This window comes from Achromobacter sp. JD-1, assembly GCF_038594925.1.
Classification (GTDB): domain Bacteria; phylum Pseudomonadota; class Gammaproteobacteria; order Burkholderiales; family Burkholderiaceae_B; genus Achromobacter; species Achromobacter spanius_C.
This window is the reverse complement of record NZ_JBCGCS010000005.1, coordinates 75,877-94,355: the sequence shown is the minus strand read 5'-3', so window position 1 is coordinate 94,355 and position 18,479 is coordinate 75,877. Positions and strand designations below refer to the sequence as shown.

General features: G+C 62.7%; 23 protein-coding genes. 5 read left to right on the top strand and 18 right to left on the bottom strand.

All coding sequences use genetic code 11. The features are described from left to right. The 6 genes from WBR68_RS10125 to WBR68_RS10100 all read right to left on the bottom strand — a co-directional run bounded on the left by WBR68_RS10125 (position 1) and on the right by WBR68_RS10100 (position 4,255). Complete coding sequence (locus tag WBR68_RS10125; RefSeq protein ID WP_034395070.1) at positions 1-666, bottom strand: cupin domain-containing protein; 666 nt, start codon at positions 664-666, stop codon at positions 1-3. Positions 667-744: 78 nt separating this feature from the next. Continuing rightward, positions 745-1,026: a hypothetical protein gene (locus tag WBR68_RS10120; RefSeq protein WP_034395072.1), complete on the bottom strand. Its 282-nt coding sequence runs from the start codon at positions 1,024-1,026 to the stop codon at positions 745-747. A 17-nt stretch (positions 1,027-1,043) separates the two neighbouring features. Beyond that, entirely contained in the window at positions 1,044-1,484 is a 441-nt protein-coding gene (locus WBR68_RS10115) for an OsmC family protein (protein ID WP_207383480.1), read from the bottom strand. A gap of 74 nt (positions 1,485-1,558) precedes the next feature. Then, on the bottom strand, positions 1,559-2,332 hold the full coding sequence (locus WBR68_RS10110) for an SDR family NAD(P)-dependent oxidoreductase (RefSeq protein WP_034395046.1): 774 nt from the start codon (positions 2,330-2,332) through the stop codon (positions 1,559-1,561). A gap of 89 nt (positions 2,333-2,421) precedes the next feature. Continuing rightward, a complete protein-coding gene (locus WBR68_RS10105; protein WP_034395049.1) occupies positions 2,422-3,885 on the bottom strand; it encodes a multicopper oxidase family protein in 1,464 nt (487 codons plus the stop codon). Between the two features lie 109 nt (positions 3,886-3,994). After that, positions 3,995-4,255 carry a hypothetical protein gene (locus WBR68_RS10100; RefSeq protein ID WP_034395053.1) on the bottom strand — a complete coding sequence of 87 codons (261 nt, stop codon included), beginning with the start codon at positions 4,253-4,255 and terminating at the stop codon, positions 3,995-3,997. A 184-nt stretch (positions 4,256-4,439) separates the two neighbouring features. On the opposite strand from WBR68_RS10100, the gene gcvA reads away from it, so the two are divergent. After that, a complete protein-coding gene (gcvA, locus tag WBR68_RS10095) occupies positions 4,440-5,486 on the top strand; it encodes a transcriptional regulator GcvA (protein ID WP_230694100.1) in 1,047 nt (348 codons plus the stop codon). Here the strand turns inward: gcvA and WBR68_RS10090 are convergent. From WBR68_RS10090 to parA, 5 genes are all read right to left on the bottom strand, one after another. Next, positions 5,368-7,374: a relaxase/mobilization nuclease domain-containing protein gene (locus WBR68_RS10090; RefSeq protein ID WP_034395056.1), complete on the bottom strand. Its 2,007-nt coding sequence runs from the start codon at positions 7,372-7,374 to the stop codon at positions 5,368-5,370. The genes gcvA and WBR68_RS10090 overlap by 119 nt on opposite strands. Before the next feature lie 459 nt (positions 7,375-7,833). Further along, on the bottom strand, positions 7,834-8,433 hold the full coding sequence (locus tag WBR68_RS10085) for a S26 family signal peptidase (protein WP_153855199.1): 600 nt from the start codon (positions 8,431-8,433) through the stop codon (positions 7,834-7,836). Next, positions 8,430-8,975, bottom strand: a complete 546-nt coding sequence (locus tag WBR68_RS10080; protein WP_230694099.1) for a DUF2840 domain-containing protein — start codon at positions 8,973-8,975, stop codon at positions 8,430-8,432. Before WBR68_RS10080 ends, WBR68_RS10085 begins: the two co-directional genes overlap by 4 nt. Then, the gene (locus tag WBR68_RS10075; protein ID WP_153855197.1) at positions 8,972-9,259 is read right to left on the bottom strand and encodes a chromosome partitioning protein ParB; all 288 of its coding nucleotides are present in this window, start codon (positions 9,257-9,259) and stop codon (positions 8,972-8,974) included. The genes WBR68_RS10080 and WBR68_RS10075 overlap by 4 nt, the downstream gene beginning before the upstream one ends. Next, the gene (gene parA / locus WBR68_RS10070; RefSeq protein WP_023081401.1) at positions 9,256-9,894 is read right to left on the bottom strand and encodes a ParA family partition ATPase; all 639 of its coding nucleotides are present in this window, start codon (positions 9,892-9,894) and stop codon (positions 9,256-9,258) included. The genes WBR68_RS10075 and parA overlap by 4 nt, the downstream gene beginning before the upstream one ends. On the opposite strand from parA, the gene WBR68_RS10065 reads away from it, so the two are divergent. Next, positions 9,893-10,024: a hypothetical protein gene (locus tag WBR68_RS10065; protein WP_255695983.1), complete on the top strand. Its 132-nt coding sequence runs from the start codon at positions 9,893-9,895 to the stop codon at positions 10,022-10,024. The genes parA and WBR68_RS10065 overlap by 2 nt on opposite strands. 159 nt (positions 10,025-10,183) lie before the next feature. Here the strand turns inward: WBR68_RS10065 and WBR68_RS10060 are convergent, their stop codons facing one another. The 4 genes from WBR68_RS10060 to WBR68_RS10045 all read right to left on the bottom strand — a co-directional run bounded on the left by WBR68_RS10060 (position 10,184) and on the right by WBR68_RS10045 (position 12,891). Continuing rightward, a complete protein-coding gene (locus WBR68_RS10060) occupies positions 10,184-11,032 on the bottom strand; it encodes a replication initiator protein A (protein WP_153855261.1) in 849 nt (282 codons plus the stop codon). Between the two features lie 26 nt (positions 11,033-11,058). Then, positions 11,059-11,340, bottom strand: a complete 282-nt coding sequence (locus tag WBR68_RS10055; RefSeq protein ID WP_014995090.1) for a helix-turn-helix domain-containing protein — start codon at positions 11,338-11,340, stop codon at positions 11,059-11,061. Between the two features lie 75 nt (positions 11,341-11,415). Beyond that, positions 11,416-12,222, bottom strand: coding sequence for a DUF2285 domain-containing protein (locus tag WBR68_RS10050; protein WP_153855196.1), 807 nt, complete (start codon positions 12,220-12,222; stop codon positions 11,416-11,418). A 321-nt stretch (positions 12,223-12,543) separates the two neighbouring features. Continuing rightward, positions 12,544-12,891 carry a DUF2958 domain-containing protein gene (locus WBR68_RS10045; protein WP_153855195.1) on the bottom strand — a complete coding sequence of 116 codons (348 nt, stop codon included), beginning with the start codon at positions 12,889-12,891 and terminating at the stop codon, positions 12,544-12,546. A 271-nt stretch (positions 12,892-13,162) separates the two neighbouring features. Here WBR68_RS10045 and WBR68_RS10040 point away from each other — a divergent pair, with 271 nt between their 5' ends. The 3 genes from WBR68_RS10040 to WBR68_RS10030 are packed head-to-tail and all read left to right on the top strand — an operon-like array spanning position 13,163 to position 14,898. Next, on the top strand, positions 13,163-13,456 hold the full coding sequence (locus tag WBR68_RS10040) for a helix-turn-helix domain-containing protein (RefSeq protein WP_230694098.1): 294 nt from the start codon (positions 13,163-13,165) through the stop codon (positions 13,454-13,456). A gap of 8 nt (positions 13,457-13,464) precedes the next feature. Further along, positions 13,465-14,028, top strand: coding sequence for a TIR domain-containing protein (locus WBR68_RS10035; protein WP_153855193.1), 564 nt, complete (start codon positions 13,465-13,467; stop codon positions 14,026-14,028). A 33-nt stretch (positions 14,029-14,061) separates the two neighbouring features. Then, positions 14,062-14,898, top strand: a complete 837-nt coding sequence (locus WBR68_RS10030) for a macro domain-containing protein (protein ID WP_153855192.1) — start codon at positions 14,062-14,064, stop codon at positions 14,896-14,898. Positions 14,899-14,971: 73 nt separating this feature from the next. Here WBR68_RS10030 and WBR68_RS10025 read toward each other — a convergent pair whose 3' ends face one another. The 3 genes from WBR68_RS10025 to WBR68_RS10015 all read right to left on the bottom strand — a co-directional run bounded on the left by WBR68_RS10025 (position 14,972) and on the right by WBR68_RS10015 (position 18,411). Then, the gene (locus WBR68_RS10025) at positions 14,972-15,286 is read right to left on the bottom strand and encodes a DUF736 domain-containing protein (RefSeq protein ID WP_153855191.1); all 315 of its coding nucleotides are present in this window, start codon (positions 15,284-15,286) and stop codon (positions 14,972-14,974) included. 776 nt (positions 15,287-16,062) lie between these two features. Then, the gene (locus WBR68_RS10020; protein WP_153855190.1) at positions 16,063-16,272 is read right to left on the bottom strand and encodes a hypothetical protein; all 210 of its coding nucleotides are present in this window, start codon (positions 16,270-16,272) and stop codon (positions 16,063-16,065) included. A gap of 60 nt (positions 16,273-16,332) precedes the next feature. Then, positions 16,333-18,411, bottom strand: a complete 2,079-nt coding sequence (locus tag WBR68_RS10015) for a ParB/RepB/Spo0J family partition protein (RefSeq protein ID WP_153855189.1) — start codon at positions 18,409-18,411, stop codon at positions 16,333-16,335. Positions 18,412-18,479 lie beyond the last annotated feature (68 nt).

Below are 18,479 nucleotides of genomic sequence, written 5' to 3'. Positions count from 1 at the left end.
TCACACTCCCACCACGTCCAGCAGGTGGCCGGTTTTGAGATAGACCGTGACGCCCTGCGCGCCAGCACCAAGCTGTGACGCCGCGACTGCAGGCAAACGCAACCAGCTTCCAGACGGATAGGTTTTGCCTGCTTCATTCAGGCTGCCTGCGAGTACCAGCAGTTCGGCACCGTCCACCTGACCAGAGAACACCCTCTCGTGCGCCGCCAGGCGCAGCAGGCAAACCTGTTCGGCCTCGCCCGAGAACAGCGGGCACACTGCGCGACCGTTCTGCTGCTGCCAGTTGGCTGGATCGTTGGTATCGATGCGCACGCTGGGCTGCTCGTCGGGCAGCATCTGCCACAGCTTGACGAAGATGAGCGCGCCTTCGCGGCTGGCCGGCGCATGGCTGGAACCGGGCGGGTTGCGCATGTACCAGCCTGCGGGGTAGTCCTGATCGTCTTCGGAGAACGTGCCCGACAGCACCAGGATCTCCTCGCCACCGGGATGCGGATGGCGCGGGAAACACGACTCCGGTGCATAGCGCACCAGGCTGGTGGCACGGGCCTTCTCGGCGCCGATGCGATCGAGCATCACTCGCTCGACCCCTGCCTGGGGCGAAGCCACCCAGTGATAGTCGTCAGGGGTGACCTCGACGCGAAGCGAGAAATCAGCGTTGAGGCGCATGAGGGAAGCCATCCAGAATTCGCATTGAAAAAGGAATGCCGGGCGCAACGCGTGCGCCCGGCATGTGTTGTCAGCCGATCAGGCGACTTGGTAGATGCGAACGTCGGGCGCAGCATCGAGCAGCGGCTTGAGACCGCCAACCACATCGGCAGTGAACAGCTCGCTTTGCAGATAGGCTTCGGCGTTTTCCTTGGTATCGAAACCGTGCAGCACCTGCACGTCTTCATCGCGCACCAGCAGTTCCTTGGACTTGGCACCGGCGATGGTGTCGAGGAACGGCGCCTTGTACTTCTGGTACACGCCCACAGCGGCGGGACGGTTGGCTTCAGCGACCTGGAGGGTGATTTGCAAGTAAACCATTTGCATTTCTCCTTTGTTCAAGCCTTAACCCAGAGATCAATCATTTCAACATTCGCTGCCTTGACCATGCCATACGCCGGGCAACGCCGTTCGACGGCTTGCTTCAGTGCCTGGATTCGATCGTCAGACTCCGTCGTCTGCAAGACGGCCTTTACTTCCACTTTCTCAAAGTAGGTACGAATATTCAAATCGCCCATAACCCCCTGCGGATCCAGTTCTGCCGTAATTTCAAAATCAATACCTTGCAGATCAAATTCCATTTCCTGGGCAATAAGGCGGGCAGTGATATTTTCGCAAGCAGCCAATGCCGATAACACGGTTTCCATTGGATTAGGCCCCATTCCCTTGCCGCCCATCTCAGCGTCGGCATCGATCACAAGTTTGTGTTCACTAGAGGTTGCGGTCGTTACCGTCCCTTCGCATTTGGCACTTACTGCAAATGTCATCTTGTCCATCATGAGTTCCTTCAAAATTAATTCAATATGAATATCTTCAGTTCACGAAGCCGCTCAGAGCCCCAGCGCCTTCGGCATCAGTTGCGACCGGCCATCACACCGCCATCGACGTCCCAGATCGCGCCGGTGACCCAGGCCGCCTTGTCCGACAGCAGGAAGGTGGCAACTTCGGCAACGTCCTGCGCAGTGCCAATGCGACCGATGGGGTGGAGACTGTTGAACCCTTGCAGCGCGCCATGCACTTCGGCCTTCGGGATGAAGCCTTCATAGATCGGCGTCTCCACCACGGCGGGGGACACGGCATTGACGCGGATGTGCTTGGGTGCCAGCTCCATCGCCAGGTGCTGGGTTAGCGAGTGCAGGCCCGCCTTGGCCATTGAGTAGGCAGATGATGGGGTAGCGGCGATGGCCTGTTTGGCCCACATCGAGCCGATGTTGACGATGGCGCCGGGGCGATCCTTGGCGACCAGGTTGGCGGCGACCTTCTGCGTGATGAAGAAGAACGCCTTGTTCAGCTTCATGTACTGGTCGTAGTCAGCGCCCGAGTGCTCCAGAAAAGGCTTGGGAATGAACATGCCGGCGGCGTTGACCAGCAGGTCGATGTCCGCATGCTCCTCATCGATGGCCTGAAGCATCCCGGCCAGTCCTTCGTCGCTGGACAGATCGGCCGTCAGCGCCGCGACGGCCCCCAGGGCCGACAGCTCCTTGCGCGCTGCATCGGTCTTCTCCGGGCGCTTGCCCACGATCACCGCACTGCCGCCCTGGGCCAGCACCATCCGGGCAGTTTGCATGCCCATGCCGCTCGTGCCGCCGACGACCAGCAGCTTCTTGCCCTTGAATTGATTGCTCATCTGAAATTCCCTCATCTGACAATAGACAGAATCTTGACTAAAAAAGCGTGTGAACCACGTCGATACTGGGATAAGCAAATCCACAGGCATCAACTGACAACAAACTGCCCCATCATCCCGTTGTCTTCATGTTCAAGGATATGGCAGTGGTACATGAAAGGTGATGCCACGGCCGTCTGTGTGAACTTCACCAAAAGCTCGACCGGCTCCTGGGCGACAACCGTATCCCTAAGCCCCTGGTCACGAATGCCGGGAGCCGCACCGTTACGACTCAAAACTTCGAAATGGACACCGTGGATATGGAAAGGATGCGCCATCATCTCTCCGGTGACCTCCCAAATTTCTGTGTCGCCAAGGCGGATCTGTTCGTCAACCCTCCCCATGTCGAAAGCGCGGCCATTGATGCTGAGCATCCCCATTCCGCCGCGCATCATGTTTCCCATGCCCATGTTCATGACAAACCGCCGCCGCCGTACCGCCTTCGAAACGTCCGGACGCTCATGAGCAAGCAGTCTTTCCGGCACTTTGGAATCAAGCGCAGCCTTTCCCTGGGGTTCAAACTGAATGACCGCCTCGCGCCCATTCCCGCCAAGCAGGTTTGCCGCCCCCCTCATCATTCCCATCATCATTGAAAGATTGCCATCCGGCCCGGTTTCGAGCGTGGCTGGACGGCCGTCCGAAAAGTCAGCCAGGATTTCCGCTCGTTCTCCCGGTGCAAGCCGCAGGGAGCGAAGCTCGACCGGCTTTTCGAGCAAGCCGCCTTCAGACGCTATCCAGTGAAAGGGGCGATCATCCGCGAACGCGAGATCGTACTCTCTGGCATTGGAGCCATTCACCAAGCGCAGGCGAACCAGCCCGCGTGGAACACGAGCCACCGGATTGACGGTCCCATTGACCATCAGGGTGTCGCCTCGACGCCCGTGCATGGTCGACATCATGCCTTGAGGCAATATGAGGGTGCCGTTCTCGAATTGCCGATCCTGCAAGATCAAGGGCAGGTCATCGACCCCGTACTCCGACGGCAACCCAAGCGCCCGCTCATCGTCATCGCTAACGATCAGAAGGCCTGCCAGTCCGGCATAGACTTGCTCCCCAGTACGACCATGCATATGCGAGTGGTACCAGAGCGTCGCCGCAGGCTGACGAATCGGGAGCACCGGTCGCCATGTGGATCCCGGACGGATGGTTTGGTGGGGGCCGCCATCAAGCTCTCCCGGAATAAGCAGGCCGTGCCAATGGACCGTCGTGTCCTCGCCCAAAGCGTTTCTCACCGCCACTTCGACCTCGTCGCCACGGTGAACACGCAGTGTCGGGCCAAGATAGCTCCCGTTAAACCCTAGCGTCACGCTTTCGCGCCCAGGGAAAAAGGAGGTTTTACCAACCTGTGCAGTAAGCGCTATCGATTGGCCCTGATCACGGGCATCGATCAATTCGGGAATCCGCAGTTGCCTCGCCTCGGCGGCAAAGGATGGCCGCCAAAGGGATGAGGCCGCCCACAGCGAACCGCCCGCCAGCACGGCTCCAGTTAAAAACGAACGACGTGTGAGTGTCATAGGCTACCGCCTCCAAAATTGAGAACACTCCTTATCTACGCCGCTCAGATGCGGGTAGAGCGTAACGACAGATCGGAGCGAGAAGTCTGAATTTACGAGCATCGTGCCGTCAGGACCGCCCGGTTAAGAACCGCACAAACAGGACGGCCAGGGTCACGACGCCGCCAAAAAAGAGAATCATCGCAAGGGGGCCAAACACCATCATCCACCCCATGCCATGCCATATGCCTGACATCGGGTGCATCGTGTCAAACGCTGACTGCATCATGAATGCACGTCCGGGACCGTAGGTATGTAACAGAATCATTATCGCGAAACTTGAGAGCAGCGCGATGGTTGCCGTTGTGGCCAACGTGGATTTCTTCGTCATGACGTTCTCCGATAGGAATGGTGATCGACTCATTGCAGGGCTGCGGGCCGTTCAATCTGACGTCCGGCCATCCGCCGCCATCAACGTCTCGGATCGCACCGGTTCAAGCTGTATTTGAACCTTGATTCTCCTGTCTGGACAACTGAGATAAACTTCGCCTTATTGAAAGAAAAACTTTATCGCCATGAAGTCACCTAATCATCTGAACGCCCTGCGGGCATTTGAGGCCAGCGCCCGCCATCAGAGCTTTTCCGCAGCAGCAGCCGAACTGAACGTGACGCCGGCAGCCGTCGGTCAGCTTGTGCGCACGCTGGAGGACTGGCTGGGTACGCCACTGTTCGTGCGGAGCAACAGCGGAAAGGCACGATTGGTTCCGACCGAGACGGCCGAGCACGCACTACCGGACATTCGTGCCGGCTTCGACCGATTGACGCTGGGAATGGAACGGCTGCAGAAGGGTTCAACCAGCAGGGTACTCACCGTAACGGTCAGCCCTGCGTTTGCCGCCAAATGGCTGTTGCCACGTATCGGCCGGTTCCAGACCGCCTGCCCGGACACCGATGTACGCCTGGATACCAACCACAAGTCGGTGGACTTCGTGGCCCAACAAGTGGACATTGGCGTGCGCTATGGCATGGGAAGCTGGCCTGGCTTGAAGGCCGACAAGCTCATGGATGAAGAAGTTTTTCCTGTGTGCTCCCCCGAACTGTCGGGCCAGCACAGGCGCCTGCGAAAGCCACGTGATCTGGTTCGCGAAACCCTGATCCATGACCTGTCGATGGACGGACATGCGGGCTTCCCGACCTGGGACGTCTGGCTGGATAAGGCGGGCGCTTCCGGCGTGACTACCGCACGCGGCATGAGGATCAACAACTCGGCGGCGGTGCTGCAAGCGGCAGCTGAGGGACACGGCATCGCACTCGCGCGCAGCGTCATGGCGCGTGATGATTTGGCGGCGGGCCGCCTGGTGCGGCTATTCCCCGAAATCAGTTTTGCATTGGAAGTGGCCTATTACGTCGTTTACCGGCCCGAATGCTCCAACCTTCCGCGATTGATGGCGTTTCGGGAGTGGCTATTCGCCGAGGTCGAAAAGAGCTTATCACAAGGAAATCTCAAACGGAGGGGCTACGTTGCTTCCCAACCTCCCACGACACACTCCCGCTGCGCACCGTCGCAGCGATCTGCTGCCCCAGCTTCTTCTCAATTACCGGCTTCCACGGCACCAGGCTGAATCCCAGGCCGTCGTCGAGTATGGCGTAGCGCCCGCTGGCGAGCATGACAGAGCGCCGGTAGATGCCGGCCACGCGCAGTCCGTCCGCCCCAGGGCGATGCTCCAGGCCGGTTTCGGCGGCAACGGTCTTCGCGGCCTGCGTCAGTTCCCGATTGCGTAGCGTGCCCAGCAGGTTTCGCGCGAGGATCACACGCTGTCCCTGCCGCTCGGCCAGCCCCTGTTCGGCCAGGAAATCGGCGCGCTGTTGCAGGGTGTTCTTTACCTCGCCGCCAAAGCCCAGGTCGCCCAGCCCTTTGCCGCCGCCGATCAACTGCTGATCCAGCCAGGTGGCCCCAATCACGCGGGCCTGCCGCTCGATGGGCAGGTGCGACTTCAGTTCCACCGCCACGCCGCCCAGCCGTTGCGCGTCGTACTGGCGGCCACGCTCGGCCAGGTCGTCCGGCACCTTCCATAGCCCCTCTGCCACGCGCGCCACGATGCCGGCCCGGCGCAGGGCTTCCAGCCGGCGAACATGGGCCGCGACGACTTCCTGCGGGTCGCGTCCGGGCTTGGCCCGGCCTTGCTCGATGGCAAGGTGGTGGTCAGCGCGGTACAGGCCATCGCTTACCAGCGCGGCGATGTTCTTGTCGGCCGCGCGCACCTCGGCGGAACCGCGTACTTCCACCACCGCGCCGGTGGGATAGTTCGCCAGTTCGTCGCGGGCATTGAGCGCGACGTAGTGGGCCTTGCCGTCCACGCCGTCGATGACCAGATAGCCGCGGTCGTGCAACTCGTCGGCCAGCCCCTTGGCCGCGACGCGGCCTACGATGGTGCGGCCGCGTTCATCGGCGTCCTGGCCCGGCGCGAACACCGCCAGTTCGCGCGGCTGGTCGTTCATGGCCCGCTGCATCGTGCGGATGATGTCGCCGCGCTCGCCCAGGGTGCGCAAGGTCTTCTCGGCATCGGCATGGACGGCCCAGGTGCCGGGCTGCGCCTCGTCGGCCAGGCCCAGACGCTGCAAGCGTTGCAGGCGGCCGATCAGCAGCAGCCGCTGGCGTTGCAGCCGGGGTTCGTTGAAGCGTTCGATCCGCACCCGGCCATCCTCGCCGACCTCGCGCTGCAATGTGCGGTCGAGGCTCGTCCACCGCTCTTGCTCCACCTCGCGCTGCAAGGTCTGCTGGATCTCCAATTCGGTGCGCGGCCCCAGCCACTCCGTCGCCAGTTCGGAAGCGCGATGGCGGAAGCCGTGGGCGATGTAGTCACCGGCGATGATGAGGTCTTTGCCCGTCTCGTCACGCCCGCGCACGATCAGGTGGGTGTGCGGGTTGTCGGTGTTCCAGTGATCGACCGCCACCCAATCCAGCCGCGTCCCCAGGTCGGCTTCCATCCGGTTCACCAGATGCCGAGTGTAGGTGCGCAACTCCTGAAGCTCGGCACCGTCTTCCGGTGAGACGATGAAGCGGAAATGGTGCCGGTCATCGGCGGCCCGCTCCTTGAAAGCATCCAGGTCGGCTTCGTCCGTCTGCGCCCCGTAGGCCCGGCCCGGTTCACCATCGCGGCCGGCTCCGTCGCGCTCGATGTAGCGCAGGTGCTTGGCGAGCGATTGCGGGCTGGCGTTGCGTTGATTGACCAGCAGCGTCTTGATGGTCACACGCCGCGACATGGGCGTCAGCTTCGCACCCGCGAAACGCCCCGCCGTATGGCCGCGCCCCAGGCGCGAACCGGGCCGCTGACCTGCGCGCTTGCCCTGGCCGCCGGACGCGGCGGAATGGCGCATTGAGGACTTGCCGCCGCTGGCCTTACCAGCCTGCTTGAGTACCTTGGAAACGAAGCTCTGTCCCTGGCCCTTGCCCCGGTTCTTCGGGGCGCTGGGGCGCACCCGGAAATCGTCGTCGCGGCGGTCGGTCATGGCTGCGCTCCTCGAAAGTTACGGCGTGTCCTGTCGTGCGAAGCACGCGGACATGCCTGCATTGGCGCAACCCTCACGCCGAACACGGCACGGCGGCGAAGCCGCTCCGTGCCGTGCCACCCCCATGTGCAGACTGGCTTTCGACGCGGCCCGGTGCTGCGTCCTTTTGTCTTGCCTTCCGCCTTTGCCTCTCGCTCCCGCTCCGGGCGTCGTCGGCCCGGCGGCACTGCGCTGCTTGCAGCCAGCCCGCCGGCGAACGCGCAGATGGACAAGCCTGGGCCGCAGGCCGAGCGCGTTCGAGGCAAGACGCCTGCACGTCGGACGGCTGCGCCGAAGGCGGCGCGAAGTGCGGTGCGAATGCACCCGCACTGCGCGCGCGACGACACAGCGAAGACCTGCAGAATGACGCGCCTGATAGCACGACAAGAGGCACGGCAACGTACAGTGAATTGGCGGCCATCATGGGCGTGTCTCCAGCCACACTGGATGCGCAACGCCGATCACGGCGGATGCGCAGACCGGCCCGAAATAGCGGCTGTCGAACGATGCCGGATTGGTCGCGCTCAACAGGAACAGCTCGCCCGGTTGGAGGCGGCGGCAAAGCTGCAAGGATGGCAACGGTCGGCCCAGCCGGTCGGTAGGCAGCGCAGCGGCTACCGGCATGCCGTCGATGCGAACCTGCCCTGCGACGATGCAGACGTGTTGCGGCGCGACCGCGCCCACACGTTTGAGCAGCGGCACGCGGGTCGGCAGGTAGCCGCGCTGCGCAGCCAGCATGGCGGCCCTGTCGGGCAGCGGCACCAGCACGATGCTGCCCACGGACAACGGACGTGGCAGCGAGGCGGTGCGCAGGTCGAACGGTTCGATGCGATACCAGCCGATCGCCACGCTGTCGGACGGGTTGTAGGTCAGGCGCGGCAGCGGCTGCACGAAAGCCGCCCAGGCCAGCGCAGCGAGGCCGACGGCGGCGAAGCCCGCCAGCACGAGGCGAGCGCGCAGGCGCGAGCGAGGAAGCGGCGCGGCTTCGGGCGTGCGTGCGGCGGTGGGATGGGCTGTCATGGCAGCACCTTCCCGGCCAGCCAGGCGGCATGCCGCACGGCGGTGTATTCGGGCAGCGCGAGGCGAGCCGCCAGACGGTTGCCCAGCGTGCGCCAGTACGCGGGCGACACGTCAATGGCAGCGATGTCCAGCGCCTCGATGCCGTCGATGCGTTCCAGCACGGCGCGCACATTGGCGTCACCTTCGGCATGCAGCAGCAGGCATGCGCCTGGCTGCACGCCGGGGATGCGCTGCACGGCATCAAGCGGTGTAGCAGCCTGCATCACCATGAGCTGCCAGCGGATCGTGCCGTAGTCGTTGGCCTGCCAACGAACGCGGCAGAGCATTGCACCCGGCATGAACATGGCGCAGCGCCGCCAGCGATCGAGCTGGAGCGTGCGTGCCGGTTCGCCGAAACGCAGGTAGAGCTTGAAGCGCGGTTCGATGTAGGCGAGCGATACGCGCGTCAACGGCGCGCTGCTAGGCTGGCTGGAAGAGGCTTCATGGGTAGCCGTGGCCGCGATGGCGACAGGCGCGGCAGCAGACAATGCGGATGCGGTCATGGCGTGTTCTCCCTGCGGTGTTCTGGAAACTCGCGCTCCAGCAAACCGCGCAGCAGGTCGGCCACGGTCACGCCTTGCGTGAAGGCCGACACTTTGATGCGCGCCCGCATGGCGGGCGTGATGTCGAGGGTCAGGCGAGCGGTGTAGAGGTCGCCCTTGTTGAGCGCATCCGCGTCGCCTTGGCGAATCCACGCCTCGGCGTGCGGATTGGCGGGCGGACGCGCGCCGATGCCGACCCGCTTGGCCGGGCGTTTGCTGTTGGGTGGGTTGCTGTTGTCGATCATGACGGCCACCGCAGCAGCTCATCGACCAGCGCGGTGATTTCCTGCGCCGCCGCACTATCGGGGGCTGTCTCCCGCGCCAATCGACCAGCAGCCACGCTGTCGGCGAAGACGATGCGCTGGCGCACCTCGCTGCGCAGCGCTGGCAACGGCTGTTCGGCCAAGGCTTGCCGTGCTTCGCGCCCGATTACCGTGGTGCTGACGCGCCGGTTGATGACGAAGGCCGCGCGTAGCGCAGGCCGGAACACCTGGGCCTCACGGATCAGCGCCACCATCTCGGCGCTGGCCCACAGGTCGTAGGGGCTGGGCTGTACCGGGATCAGCACCCGTTCAGCCGCCAGCAGCGCAGAACGCGCCAAGGCGGCGATCCTGGGTGGCCCGTCAATGATGACGTGATCAGCCCGCCTGGCGAGTTCTGGGGCTTCCTGGTGCAGTGTTTCGCGCGCCAGGCCCACGGCGCTGAACAGCCGGGGCAAGCCCTGCTGGCTTCTGCGCTGTGTCCAGTCCAGTGAGGAACCCTGCGGGTCGGCATCCAGCAGGACGACGTGCAGGCCGCGCAGCGCCAGTTCGCCAGCGATGTGCGTGGCGAGCGTGGTCTTGCCGACGCCGCCTTTTTGGTTGAGCAAGGCGACGATCATGGCGCGGCCCTCCAGCTTGGAAGGCCGGATTGTTTTTGCCGTGCCGAACGGGGTGATTTTTGCAGCTTTTCCTGGCTGGCTTTTCGGCCTGCGGCAGTTGTCCACCGCAATGCTGTTTCTCTATCAATAGTTAGAGAATTTAAGTTAGTAATGTTAGAGGGATCGCAAACCCGCGCCGTTACTGGCTTTCCGGCGTTTTCGTACTCCTGATAGCACGATAGGCGTACTCCTGATAGCACGACACCTCTTACTCCTGATAGCACGACCCCATCCACAGCTTGTCCCGCTGTTATCCCCGTGCCGTCTGCGGCACGGGCCGGAAGGTCAGCAATTCCATGTCGTCCTCGGGAATCCGCACGATGCCCAGCTCGTATCCCGGCAGTGATTGCCGGGCGACCAGCGCCCGCAGGTCGTAGGCGAAATCCGAAAACCGCGTGCTGCTGCCCGACTTGCGGTGCAGATGCCGGAAGTCGAACTGCCAGCCGTATTCCTGCCGGCCGCCATGCTTGCGCACCAGGCGGTACAGCCAGCGCTCGATGCCACCCGTGAGTCGGAAGTACGTCGGGTCGATGGTCAGCACCAGGGCGGCGTCCAGCACGCCCGCATAGAACCAGTCCGGCAGAATCAGCTCGATGCCCAGCGGCGTGCCTCTGGCATCGGCCAGCTCCTTCCACTCGTTGATCCACGAAAAGCGGTGCAAGCGCCTTCCCGTGGTTTCGCGGATGGACGTGGCCACTGTGGTCGATTGCAGCCGGTCGAGCGCGGCCTTGAGACGCTGGTAGTCGCGCAGCGACTTGCCGCGCCCGATGAAGCGCAGGATCTCGTAAGGCGTAGCCTGCATCCGCCGGGACGGCTGGATGCCCGCGTCCTTGGCTTCCACGATCTGGCTGGCCGCCCAGATCAGAATGTCGGCATCCCAGATCGTAGCGATGCCGTGCTCCTGCGTACCTTCCACGCGAATGGTGATGTTGCCGCTGCGGAAGTCGATCGGCGCGGTGCGCCGCGACTTCGCCAGCGAGAAGAACGGATAGGCCATCAAGTCCTGGGCATCGCGCGGTGCCATGTCCTCGCCCGGCAGTGCGCGAAACAGGTCGAGCTGTTCGCGCTGCTGCAAGGCGTGCCCTGGTGGGCGGGACATGGCGATGGCCACCAGCGATGCGCCGATCAGCGCGCACGGCTATCAGCCGAGTGGTGCTCGGCATATTCAGGATCGGACGTGGTCTCGAAGCTGCGCGTTTCCGCCCAGGCATCGAGGTCGGCCACGGCGTACATGACGCGGCGACCGAACTTGCGGAACTTCGGGCCACCACCGATGACGCGCTGTTTCTCCAGCGTGCGCGGTGACAGGCGCAGGTAGTCAGCGGCTTCGTCGTTGGTGAGATAGCGTTGGGGTTGTGCGGGTGTGGCAACGGGAGCGGCGGCAGGCCGCAAGGGAGCGGGTCGCATGGGATGTACCTCCATCAAGCCCGGCCACACAGCGCAGCCGGATGGAGGCAGTCTCAAGAAACTTGAGGCTCTTGCTCAGGGACGTTCTGCTGCGGATGCGAAACGTCCCCCCTCATACGGAGTGACAGCCGGAAGCTGTGCCAGACGGCGATAACCGCCGCGCATCAGCCCATCGCCCCGGCGCACCAGCCGCCGTACGCGGGCGCGCAGAGCGCTGTCGGCGTGCCAGTCGGCGGCAACGGCATCCGCACCAAACAGCCCTTCGGCCACCTCCCGCAAGGACGCACCCGCCAGGGTCGCGTCCAGCGCCTGCAGCGTGTGCATTTCCAGCAATGCGGACAGCGGCGGGCGTGGCCGGACGGTTGCCGCAGGTACGGCACCGGCTGCTACGGCGATCTTGTTCAGTTCGCTCGCCAGGGCCGCATAGCGTTCGCAAGGCGCGGCGCAGGCTCGAATGGCATAGGCGTAAGCCATGCCATCGGCCAAGCCTGGCGCGAGCACGAAACGCAGGCAGCAGCCAGGCCAGCGCGCCACCAGCACCAGGCGCTTGCCGTCATGGATCAGGTGTTTGTGGCCCGGCAGCTTCCAGAACTCAAAGCACAGGGCATCGGGCGGTGGATCGGCATCTGGGTAGAGCTGCACCACGGCATCGTGATCGGGGAACCAGGCCGGGTGCGCGTCTCGCGCATCCAGAGCGGGATCTTCCAGCAGGCGCAGCCCCCAATGCCCGGCAGCATCCGGTTGGCGACGACGGCGGAGCCAGTCGCGCCGGTAGTCGGGATGGCGGCGCAGGTACTCCCAGGCCAGCGCCGGGCTATCCAGATGCAGAACGTAGAGATAGGCCGCCGTGGCATACCACGGCTCGGCACTGCGATCGGCCATGCGGCAACCTCCCTGTGCTGGGGGTGCGTCGCCACGGCGAAACGGCGTGCTACGGGGCCATCGTCAAAACGTCATGGGTGAAGCGTAAACTGGCAGTGTCAAGACCGATGAACTCCGATGCGTTGCTGAAATCGTCCGAGTGCGACGGCGGCAACGCACTCCAATGGCATGCCGCGTCGGTCAGCTTGCCGCAGGCCGCGCCAGGCATCATGACCGTTTCGATCTGGCACGCACCGCTTCGGTGCAACACTGCCGATTCAGACCGAACGGGTCACAAACCAGACCGAAATAGACACAGTGCGCCCCGCTTGGCGGTGGCGCTCAATCGGTGATCGAGCCGTTGTCTTCGGCCAGTCGCAGGTATTCCGACAGCCGCCGCACGGGCTGGAAGTAGCGATCCCGCATCACGGGCTGCTGGCGCGGCCCGACGATGGCGGCCAGGTCGGACAGCTTCACCGTTCCCAGTGCAGGCATGCCAATCCCCAAGTCGATCAGGCCGTGAGCAGCATCGCCATCGGCTGGGTCGAGCGAGGCTAGCAGCCAGGTGGCATGCGCATCTGGCGTGAACAGGCGCACCACGGGCAGGGGGTCGGTGTCCTGCCCGGCAGCGCGGGCCTGGCCGTTGGACAGCAGGCGCGTGCGCTCGTCGGCGGTGATGAGCGGAGTCATGGCTGTACGTCCACGGACTTGCAGAGCAGCAGAGGCGCTTTCACGCCTTCCAACGAAAGCACTAATGCGCAATCCCACGTATCCGCAGAGACGTAGAGGCACGAAGGCACATGCACGGAAGTCAGGAAAGACACGGATCAGGCTCTCCGCTTTTGAAGAAAACCGCCAATGCGGCTTTCAGTAAAAGAACAAATAAACGAAATGAACACTATAGATTGTAGTCCTATAGGGCGCAATGAGTTGTCATTCTGGATTTTGGGGAAAGTCCAGAATGACGACGCTCAAGCCATCGCTGCCCGATGCGTTGCGAAAGATCAGGAAAGCACGTGGCCTGAGCCAAGAGGCGTTCTCGGACGTGTCCAGCCGCACCTATCTAAGTTCGCTGGAGCGCGACCTGAAAAGCCCAGCGCTAAACAAGCTGACCGAACTGTGCGAAGTCATGAAGGTTCATCCGCTCACGTTGCTGACGCTGGCGTATGCCGGTGATAGTGAGCAGAAGGCCGATCAATTGCTGGAGCAGGTGCGACAGGAGCTTGAGGCGCTACTAAATCAAAATGGAGATTGAGAGACGATATGGCGTATCGAAACGGGAATTACACAGCCTTTTACGTTGCAGAACCGTTCCATCCCAGTGCGCTGGGTGCCAATGCAACTAAAGATTTTCAGTACTACAACACCCTGAGAATGTGGAAAGGCGCTGATGCAGCGTTCCCCTTCGTGGATTCTCATGCAAAAACTTACAGCGTCCGCGACGGCAGCGATTGGGAGTGCACACTTAAACCCAGACTGCGTGAACGCCTTCGCAGCTCCAAAAACATCATCCTCATACTGAGTTCAATCACGACGAACTCCCGCGCCCTTCGGGAAGAAATCGACTATGGCATCAATGACCAAGGGCTCCCCATCATTGTCGTCTACCCGGAGTACGCCACCAAGGAAAGCCTTCTCGTCAGTGGATCATTGAAGGAGGGGGTCAGAAACCTCTGGGGACGCCTGCCCATTTTCCGGGATTCGATGAGCAAAGTCCCTACGCTTCATGTCCCAATGAACAAGGAACTCATCAAGAAATCTTTGCAGGATGGCGAGTTCATGGTGGGGACTAAGAAGGCCCCGGGTATCTACAGATACAACCCATAATCAATTGACACCTTGGAGCGAACGGTTTTCATCATGGCGAAGGTCAACTTTTTTGATAAGCGGGTCATCAAGAAATTTCTTGAAATCACATCTGTTGTCAGTGGCACGCTGTCAGTCGTAGTTCTTTTTGTTGACATTCCTGCCGAATGGAAACTTAAGGTCGGCTGGGCTTTTTTGGCACTACTGGCCCTCACCTACTTGATGATATGGCTCCGGTCGAACAGTTTGAACAGTATCAACATCAATGTCGAAGGCAGCGATGTTGCGATTAAGACCGGCGACATCTTCCAGCAGCCAGGGTTGAAGGCCATCGCCTTCAATGAGTACTTCGACACCTTGGTGGACAATAAGGTGATTGGTGATACGTCCCTCAATGGCATTTTTATTCAGAAGCATCTTGGCGTACCGACGTCCGAACTGGATCGCTACATCGAGGGATATGCCTTTGACGACAGAGAAGTCATAGATGAGAACGAAGCAAGGAAACAGGGGAAGAAGAAAAGGTATCAGATAGGCACGATCTGCTTGTACAAAGACTACTTGCTGACCGCACTTTCCAAATTTGACGAGAACAACAAAGCGATACTAACAATGCCGGAGTACCTTGAGTTCCTCATCAACTTTTGGGACAAGGTCAACAATGTCTACGCTCAGAAAAGCGTATCAACCACGATCTTCGGCTCAGGAATCACGCGAATCAAAGGGCACAAGAACATTTCTGACGAGGATCTTCTGAAGATAATGCTGTGGACGTTCAGGATCAGTGAGATGAGATTCAAACATCCCGCGAAGCTGACCATCGTGATCCACAAGGACAAGATCGACCAGATCAACCTTCTCGACATCAAATCCGCTAGAAACGGCGTGTAATTCGTCATAACGGCCCTGAGCAATCCAGCAACACCACGCCCCGGCGTAACCGGCGGGGCGTGGTGAGCGGCTGTCAGGCCGCCTTGGGCTTGCTGCGTGACCAGATCAGGTCGTGCGTGCCATCCTCGCCTTCGATCAGCCGGGCATAGACCGTTGCCGGGAACGAAGGATCATCCAGCGTCACGGACACATAGGGGCGTCCGGCCTCGCTGGTCTTCTTCCACGCCGCGCCGATGTCGTGGCCAGCCGCTTGCAGGCGGTAGTCGGGTGCGCTTTCGTTGTCACCCTTGTCGTTGGGAACCAGCTTGACCTTGACGTTGAGCGTCAGGGTGCGAAGCGTGCCGGTGAAGCCGTCTTTCTCTGCGGTGAGGGTGCCGATGTTAGCCATGATGATTTCTCCTTTCGGGTTGAACAAGGTCGCGCCAGTGCGTCCTTGTTGTGATCCGCCCGGCGGGGGATGGGCTGGCCGCACCGCGGAGCGGTCGCAACAACGTGGAGAACCTGGAGGCGAAAAGAATTTGCCCCGCTAGGAATGCGCGCAGCGCAGGGGAAATTGTTTTCGCCGCAAGGTTGTGGTCATAAAGCCCAAGGCGCAGCCGCGCCACCGCCAGGATTCACGACAAGCCAAGGACGCACGGGCCGCCCGCTCCCGAATGGAGACATGGCCGACTCGGCATCCTCGCATGACAACTTCACCGGCTTGTTCCCTGACGCGGCCAGGTCAATGCCCCAGCAACAAGGTACGAACGCTCCTGCCACAACTTGCGGCCACATGCTTGATGCGTGGCGTGGAAGATCCACATCGAGGCCAGGTGGTGTGTCGGTGAACCGTCCTTCATGACGCACAGGCAACGAACCGTCAGCGTCGAGCATGGCACGCTTTCGTGCAACCTGCCGCAGCAAGCCGGGGCGTAGCCCCACAAGCGCCGCCCATTGCGGCGAGGTGCTGTCGGAATGTCGGCGGCGCGTGCGCCGCTGCACTTGCATGGCTTCAATGGCTTTTGCGCACAAGGCGACTTGTGCGCGGCCCCTTTGTCGCCTGACCGAAGGCGGCAAAGGGGCGTTTTGGCTTTGAGCCTTGAAACCGGGCGCGGCCACCGCCGCGCCCGGTTTTTTGGTATTCCCCGCGCCCAAGACGGAACGGCTTGGGCGCGGGGCTGCTCCCTATTCTTTGGTTTCGATGATCCACCACACGGCACGCGGCAAGGCGCGGCCCGTGATGGGGTGTAGGTCGGTCAGGTCGGCGCGGGCTATCCAGCCGCAAGGCGGGCGGTAGCCGCGCACGTCGCCATCGCCATGCCAGCGGCGGGCGCACACCGTGCCGGGGGCGTAGGTCGCGGCCATGCGTGGGCGGTTCGTGGTGTTGTGGCTCATGGGGGAATCCTCGGCATGAAGCGCCCCGGCCGGAACCGGGGCGCTATCTGTGGTGCAAGGTCAGGCGGCCAGTGCCTCGGCCTGCGTCTGCTCATCCGCCACGGCGGCGACTTCCTCCGGGGCTTCGGCTGCCTCGTCCGTTACCACCTCCTGCACGGTCTGCTGCGTGGCTTCGGCACGGAAGATGGCAGGCATCCAGCCGGTGCCATCGGCCAGCCGTTCGGCTTCGCTGGCAATGTCGCCTTTTTTCAACTTCGCCAACCGGGTGACGTGCTCCGGTGCGAATTCGCCCACGGCGTCCAGAATCGCGGCCTTCGGCACATGCTGGAAATAGCCTTCGGCGGTCGGTTGCCACCATGCCGCCATGTCCAGCGTCACGGCCTGCGCCAGTTCAGCACCCGGCTGGTGCTGTGTGGCGCGGGGCGTCACCACATCGACCGTGGATGCCACGCATACGGCCAGCAGGCGCACCAGTTCATCCTGCGGCTTCGCCAATAGTGCGGCGAACAGTTCGGCGCTGTCCTCCGGCAAGGCTTCACCCGCTACCTGTTGCAGTTCGCGCAGTGCCACGGCGGCGGGCGATTCCGGCCAGTCCGGGGCCATGCCTTCCAGCCGATCTTGCTGGGTCAGCTTCACGCCCAGCGGCAGGTCGTGGCCGTAGTAGCTGCCGTGCAAGACGGTCTGCACCATGCCATGCACCAGTGCGGCCAGCGCCACCTGCGGATGCCGGGCGACTTCGATTTGCAGCGCGGCGGTACGGTGGGCGCTCAAGCGTTGCGCCAGCCGGTCGGACATGGCGGCGGTCTTGGGGGCGTTGTCCGCTTCCTCTCCTTCGTCGTCGTTGTCGGCTTCGCTGCCGAAACCTTGCCGCAGCCGTTCAAGCGTGCGCAGCGCCTTGGCCTCAGCTTCGCGCAGCAGGCCACGATGAATCACGGCCTCGCCGTTGCGGTCGATGGTGACGATGGCCCCGGCGGCAGCTTTGACGGCTTCCCCGTAGTCCAGCAAGCCATCTTCCAGCGCCTGCAACTGTTCGCCCAGGTGTTCGCCTTCCTCCTGCAAGGCGTCGGCCTTTTCTTCATCGTCGGCGTCCAGGGCGGCATCCACGGCCTCGGCCAGCGCCTGCATCTTGGTTTGCAGCTTCTCGATGCGTTGGGCTTCGCGCTTGTTCGGGCTGCGGCGCTGCCTCGGGGCGCGCTGGAAGGCTTGCAGGTCGGCATGGGTCGTGCCGGGGGTGGCATCCACCCATGCCCAGCCTTCGGCCTTCACCTCGGCGGCAAGGCTGGCCAGCTTGTCCTGCGCCAGCCGTTCCAGCAGCGTGGCATCGGTCAGATACACGCCGCTATCGGCTTCCGCGAACAGATCGCGGCGGGTGCCACCGCCTGCGGCCTCGTAAGCATTCAGCCCAACGAAGCGCACCAGCGGATGCCGGTGGGCATCAATCTCGCGCTCCGTCAGGCGGTCGCGCAGGTTGTGCGGGCTGCGCTGCCATGTCGGCGCATCGTAGAACGCGGCTTCCTGTGCGGTGTGGTCGTCGGTGATGGCAAGTGCCATCAACTGGTCAAGGCTCACGGCCTCGGCTCGATAGTCGGCCAGCAGGCGCGGCGACACGTTGGCGAGTTTCAAGCGGCGCTGCACCACCAGCGGCGTGACGCTGAAATCTGCGGCAATGTCCTCGATGGGTCGGCCTTCGGCCACCAGCGCGGCGAATGCCTCGAACTGGTCGGCGGGGTGCATAGCTTCACGCTGCACGTTCTCGGTCAGGCTGGCCGTGCGGGCGGTGCCATCGGCCACCAGCAGGCAAGGCACCTCCCATTCCTTGCTGATGCGGCGCTTCTTCGCCAGCAGCTTGAGGGCGGCAAGGCGACGGCCTCCGGCCACGACTTCGTAACGCTCGCCGTCAGCGGTCGCGGTCACGATCAGGTTTTGCAGCAGGCCGACACGCTGGATGCTGGCGGCGAGTTCGGGAATCGACATGCGCGGGGTCTTGCGCACGTTGCGGCCCGTGGGACGCGATACCAGCCGCGACAGCGGCACAAGAATCAGATTCTTGCTCGGGTCGGCGGCTTCCAGCAGCACGGCAGGCGCGGCGCTGGCCGTGGCGTGGATGGCTTGGGCTTCGGTGTGGTTGATGGCGTTCATGGTGAAAACTCCTTGCGATGATGGAATGCAGCAGCGAATGACGCGGCAAGGGTTGCTGCCTGCCCCTG

Bases quoted from the DNA above. Each gene is read 5' to 3' on its own strand.
- WBR68_RS10125 (WP_034395070.1), bottom strand. From the start codon at position 666: ATGCGCCTCAACGCTGATTTCTCGCTTCGCGTCGAGGTCACCCCTGAC.
- WBR68_RS10120 (WP_034395072.1), bottom strand. From the start codon at position 1,026: ATGGTTTACTTGCAAATCACCCTCCAGGTCGCTGAAGCCAACCGTCCC.
- WBR68_RS10115 (WP_207383480.1), bottom strand. From the start codon at position 1,484: ATGATGGACAAGATGACATTTGCAGTAAGTGCCAAATGCGAAGGGACG.
- WBR68_RS10110 (WP_034395046.1), bottom strand. From the start codon at position 2,332: ATGAGCAATCAATTCAAGGGCAAGAAGCTGCTGGTCGTCGGCGGCACG.
- WBR68_RS10105 (WP_034395049.1), bottom strand. From the start codon at position 3,885: ATGACACTCACACGTCGTTCGTTTTTAACTGGAGCCGTGCTGGCGGGC.
- WBR68_RS10100 (WP_034395053.1), bottom strand. From the start codon at position 4,255: ATGACGAAGAAATCCACGTTGGCCACAACGGCAACCATCGCGCTGCTC.
- gcvA (WP_230694100.1), top strand. From the start codon at position 4,440: ATGAAGTCACCTAATCATCTGAACGCCCTGCGGGCATTTGAGGCCAGC.
- WBR68_RS10090 (WP_034395056.1), bottom strand. From the start codon at position 7,374: ATGACCGACCGCCGCGACGACGATTTCCGGGTGCGCCCCAGCGCCCCG.
- WBR68_RS10085 (WP_153855199.1), bottom strand. From the start codon at position 8,433: ATGACAGCCCATCCCACCGCCGCACGCACGCCCGAAGCCGCGCCGCTT.
- WBR68_RS10080 (WP_230694099.1), bottom strand. From the start codon at position 8,975: ATGACCGCATCCGCATTGTCTGCTGCCGCGCCTGTCGCCATCGCGGCC.
- WBR68_RS10075 (WP_153855197.1), bottom strand. From the start codon at position 9,259: ATGATCGACAACAGCAACCCACCCAACAGCAAACGCCCGGCCAAGCGG.
- WBR68_RS10065 (WP_255695983.1), top strand. From the start codon at position 9,893: ATGGCGCGGCCCTCCAGCTTGGAAGGCCGGATTGTTTTTGCCGTGCCG.
- parA (WP_023081401.1), bottom strand. From the start codon at position 9,894: ATGATCGTCGCCTTGCTCAACCAAAAAGGCGGCGTCGGCAAGACCACG.
- WBR68_RS10060 (WP_153855261.1), bottom strand. From the start codon at position 11,032: ATGTCCCGCCCACCAGGGCACGCCTTGCAGCAGCGCGAACAGCTCGAC.
- WBR68_RS10055 (WP_014995090.1), bottom strand. From the start codon at position 11,340: ATGCGACCCGCTCCCTTGCGGCCTGCCGCCGCTCCCGTTGCCACACCC.
- WBR68_RS10050 (WP_153855196.1), bottom strand. From the start codon at position 12,222: ATGGCCGATCGCAGTGCCGAGCCGTGGTATGCCACGGCGGCCTATCTC.
- WBR68_RS10045 (WP_153855195.1), bottom strand. From the start codon at position 12,891: ATGACTCCGCTCATCACCGCCGACGAGCGCACGCGCCTGCTGTCCAAC.
- WBR68_RS10040 (WP_230694098.1), top strand. From the start codon at position 13,163: ATGACGACGCTCAAGCCATCGCTGCCCGATGCGTTGCGAAAGATCAGG.
- WBR68_RS10035 (WP_153855193.1), top strand. From the start codon at position 13,465: ATGGCGTATCGAAACGGGAATTACACAGCCTTTTACGTTGCAGAACCG.
- WBR68_RS10030 (WP_153855192.1), top strand. From the start codon at position 14,062: ATGGCGAAGGTCAACTTTTTTGATAAGCGGGTCATCAAGAAATTTCTT.
- WBR68_RS10025 (WP_153855191.1), bottom strand. From the start codon at position 15,286: ATGGCTAACATCGGCACCCTCACCGCAGAGAAAGACGGCTTCACCGGC.
- WBR68_RS10020 (WP_153855190.1), bottom strand. From the start codon at position 16,272: ATGAGCCACAACACCACGAACCGCCCACGCATGGCCGCGACCTACGCC.
- WBR68_RS10015 (WP_153855189.1), bottom strand. From the start codon at position 18,411: ATGAACGCCATCAACCACACCGAAGCCCAAGCCATCCACGCCACGGCC.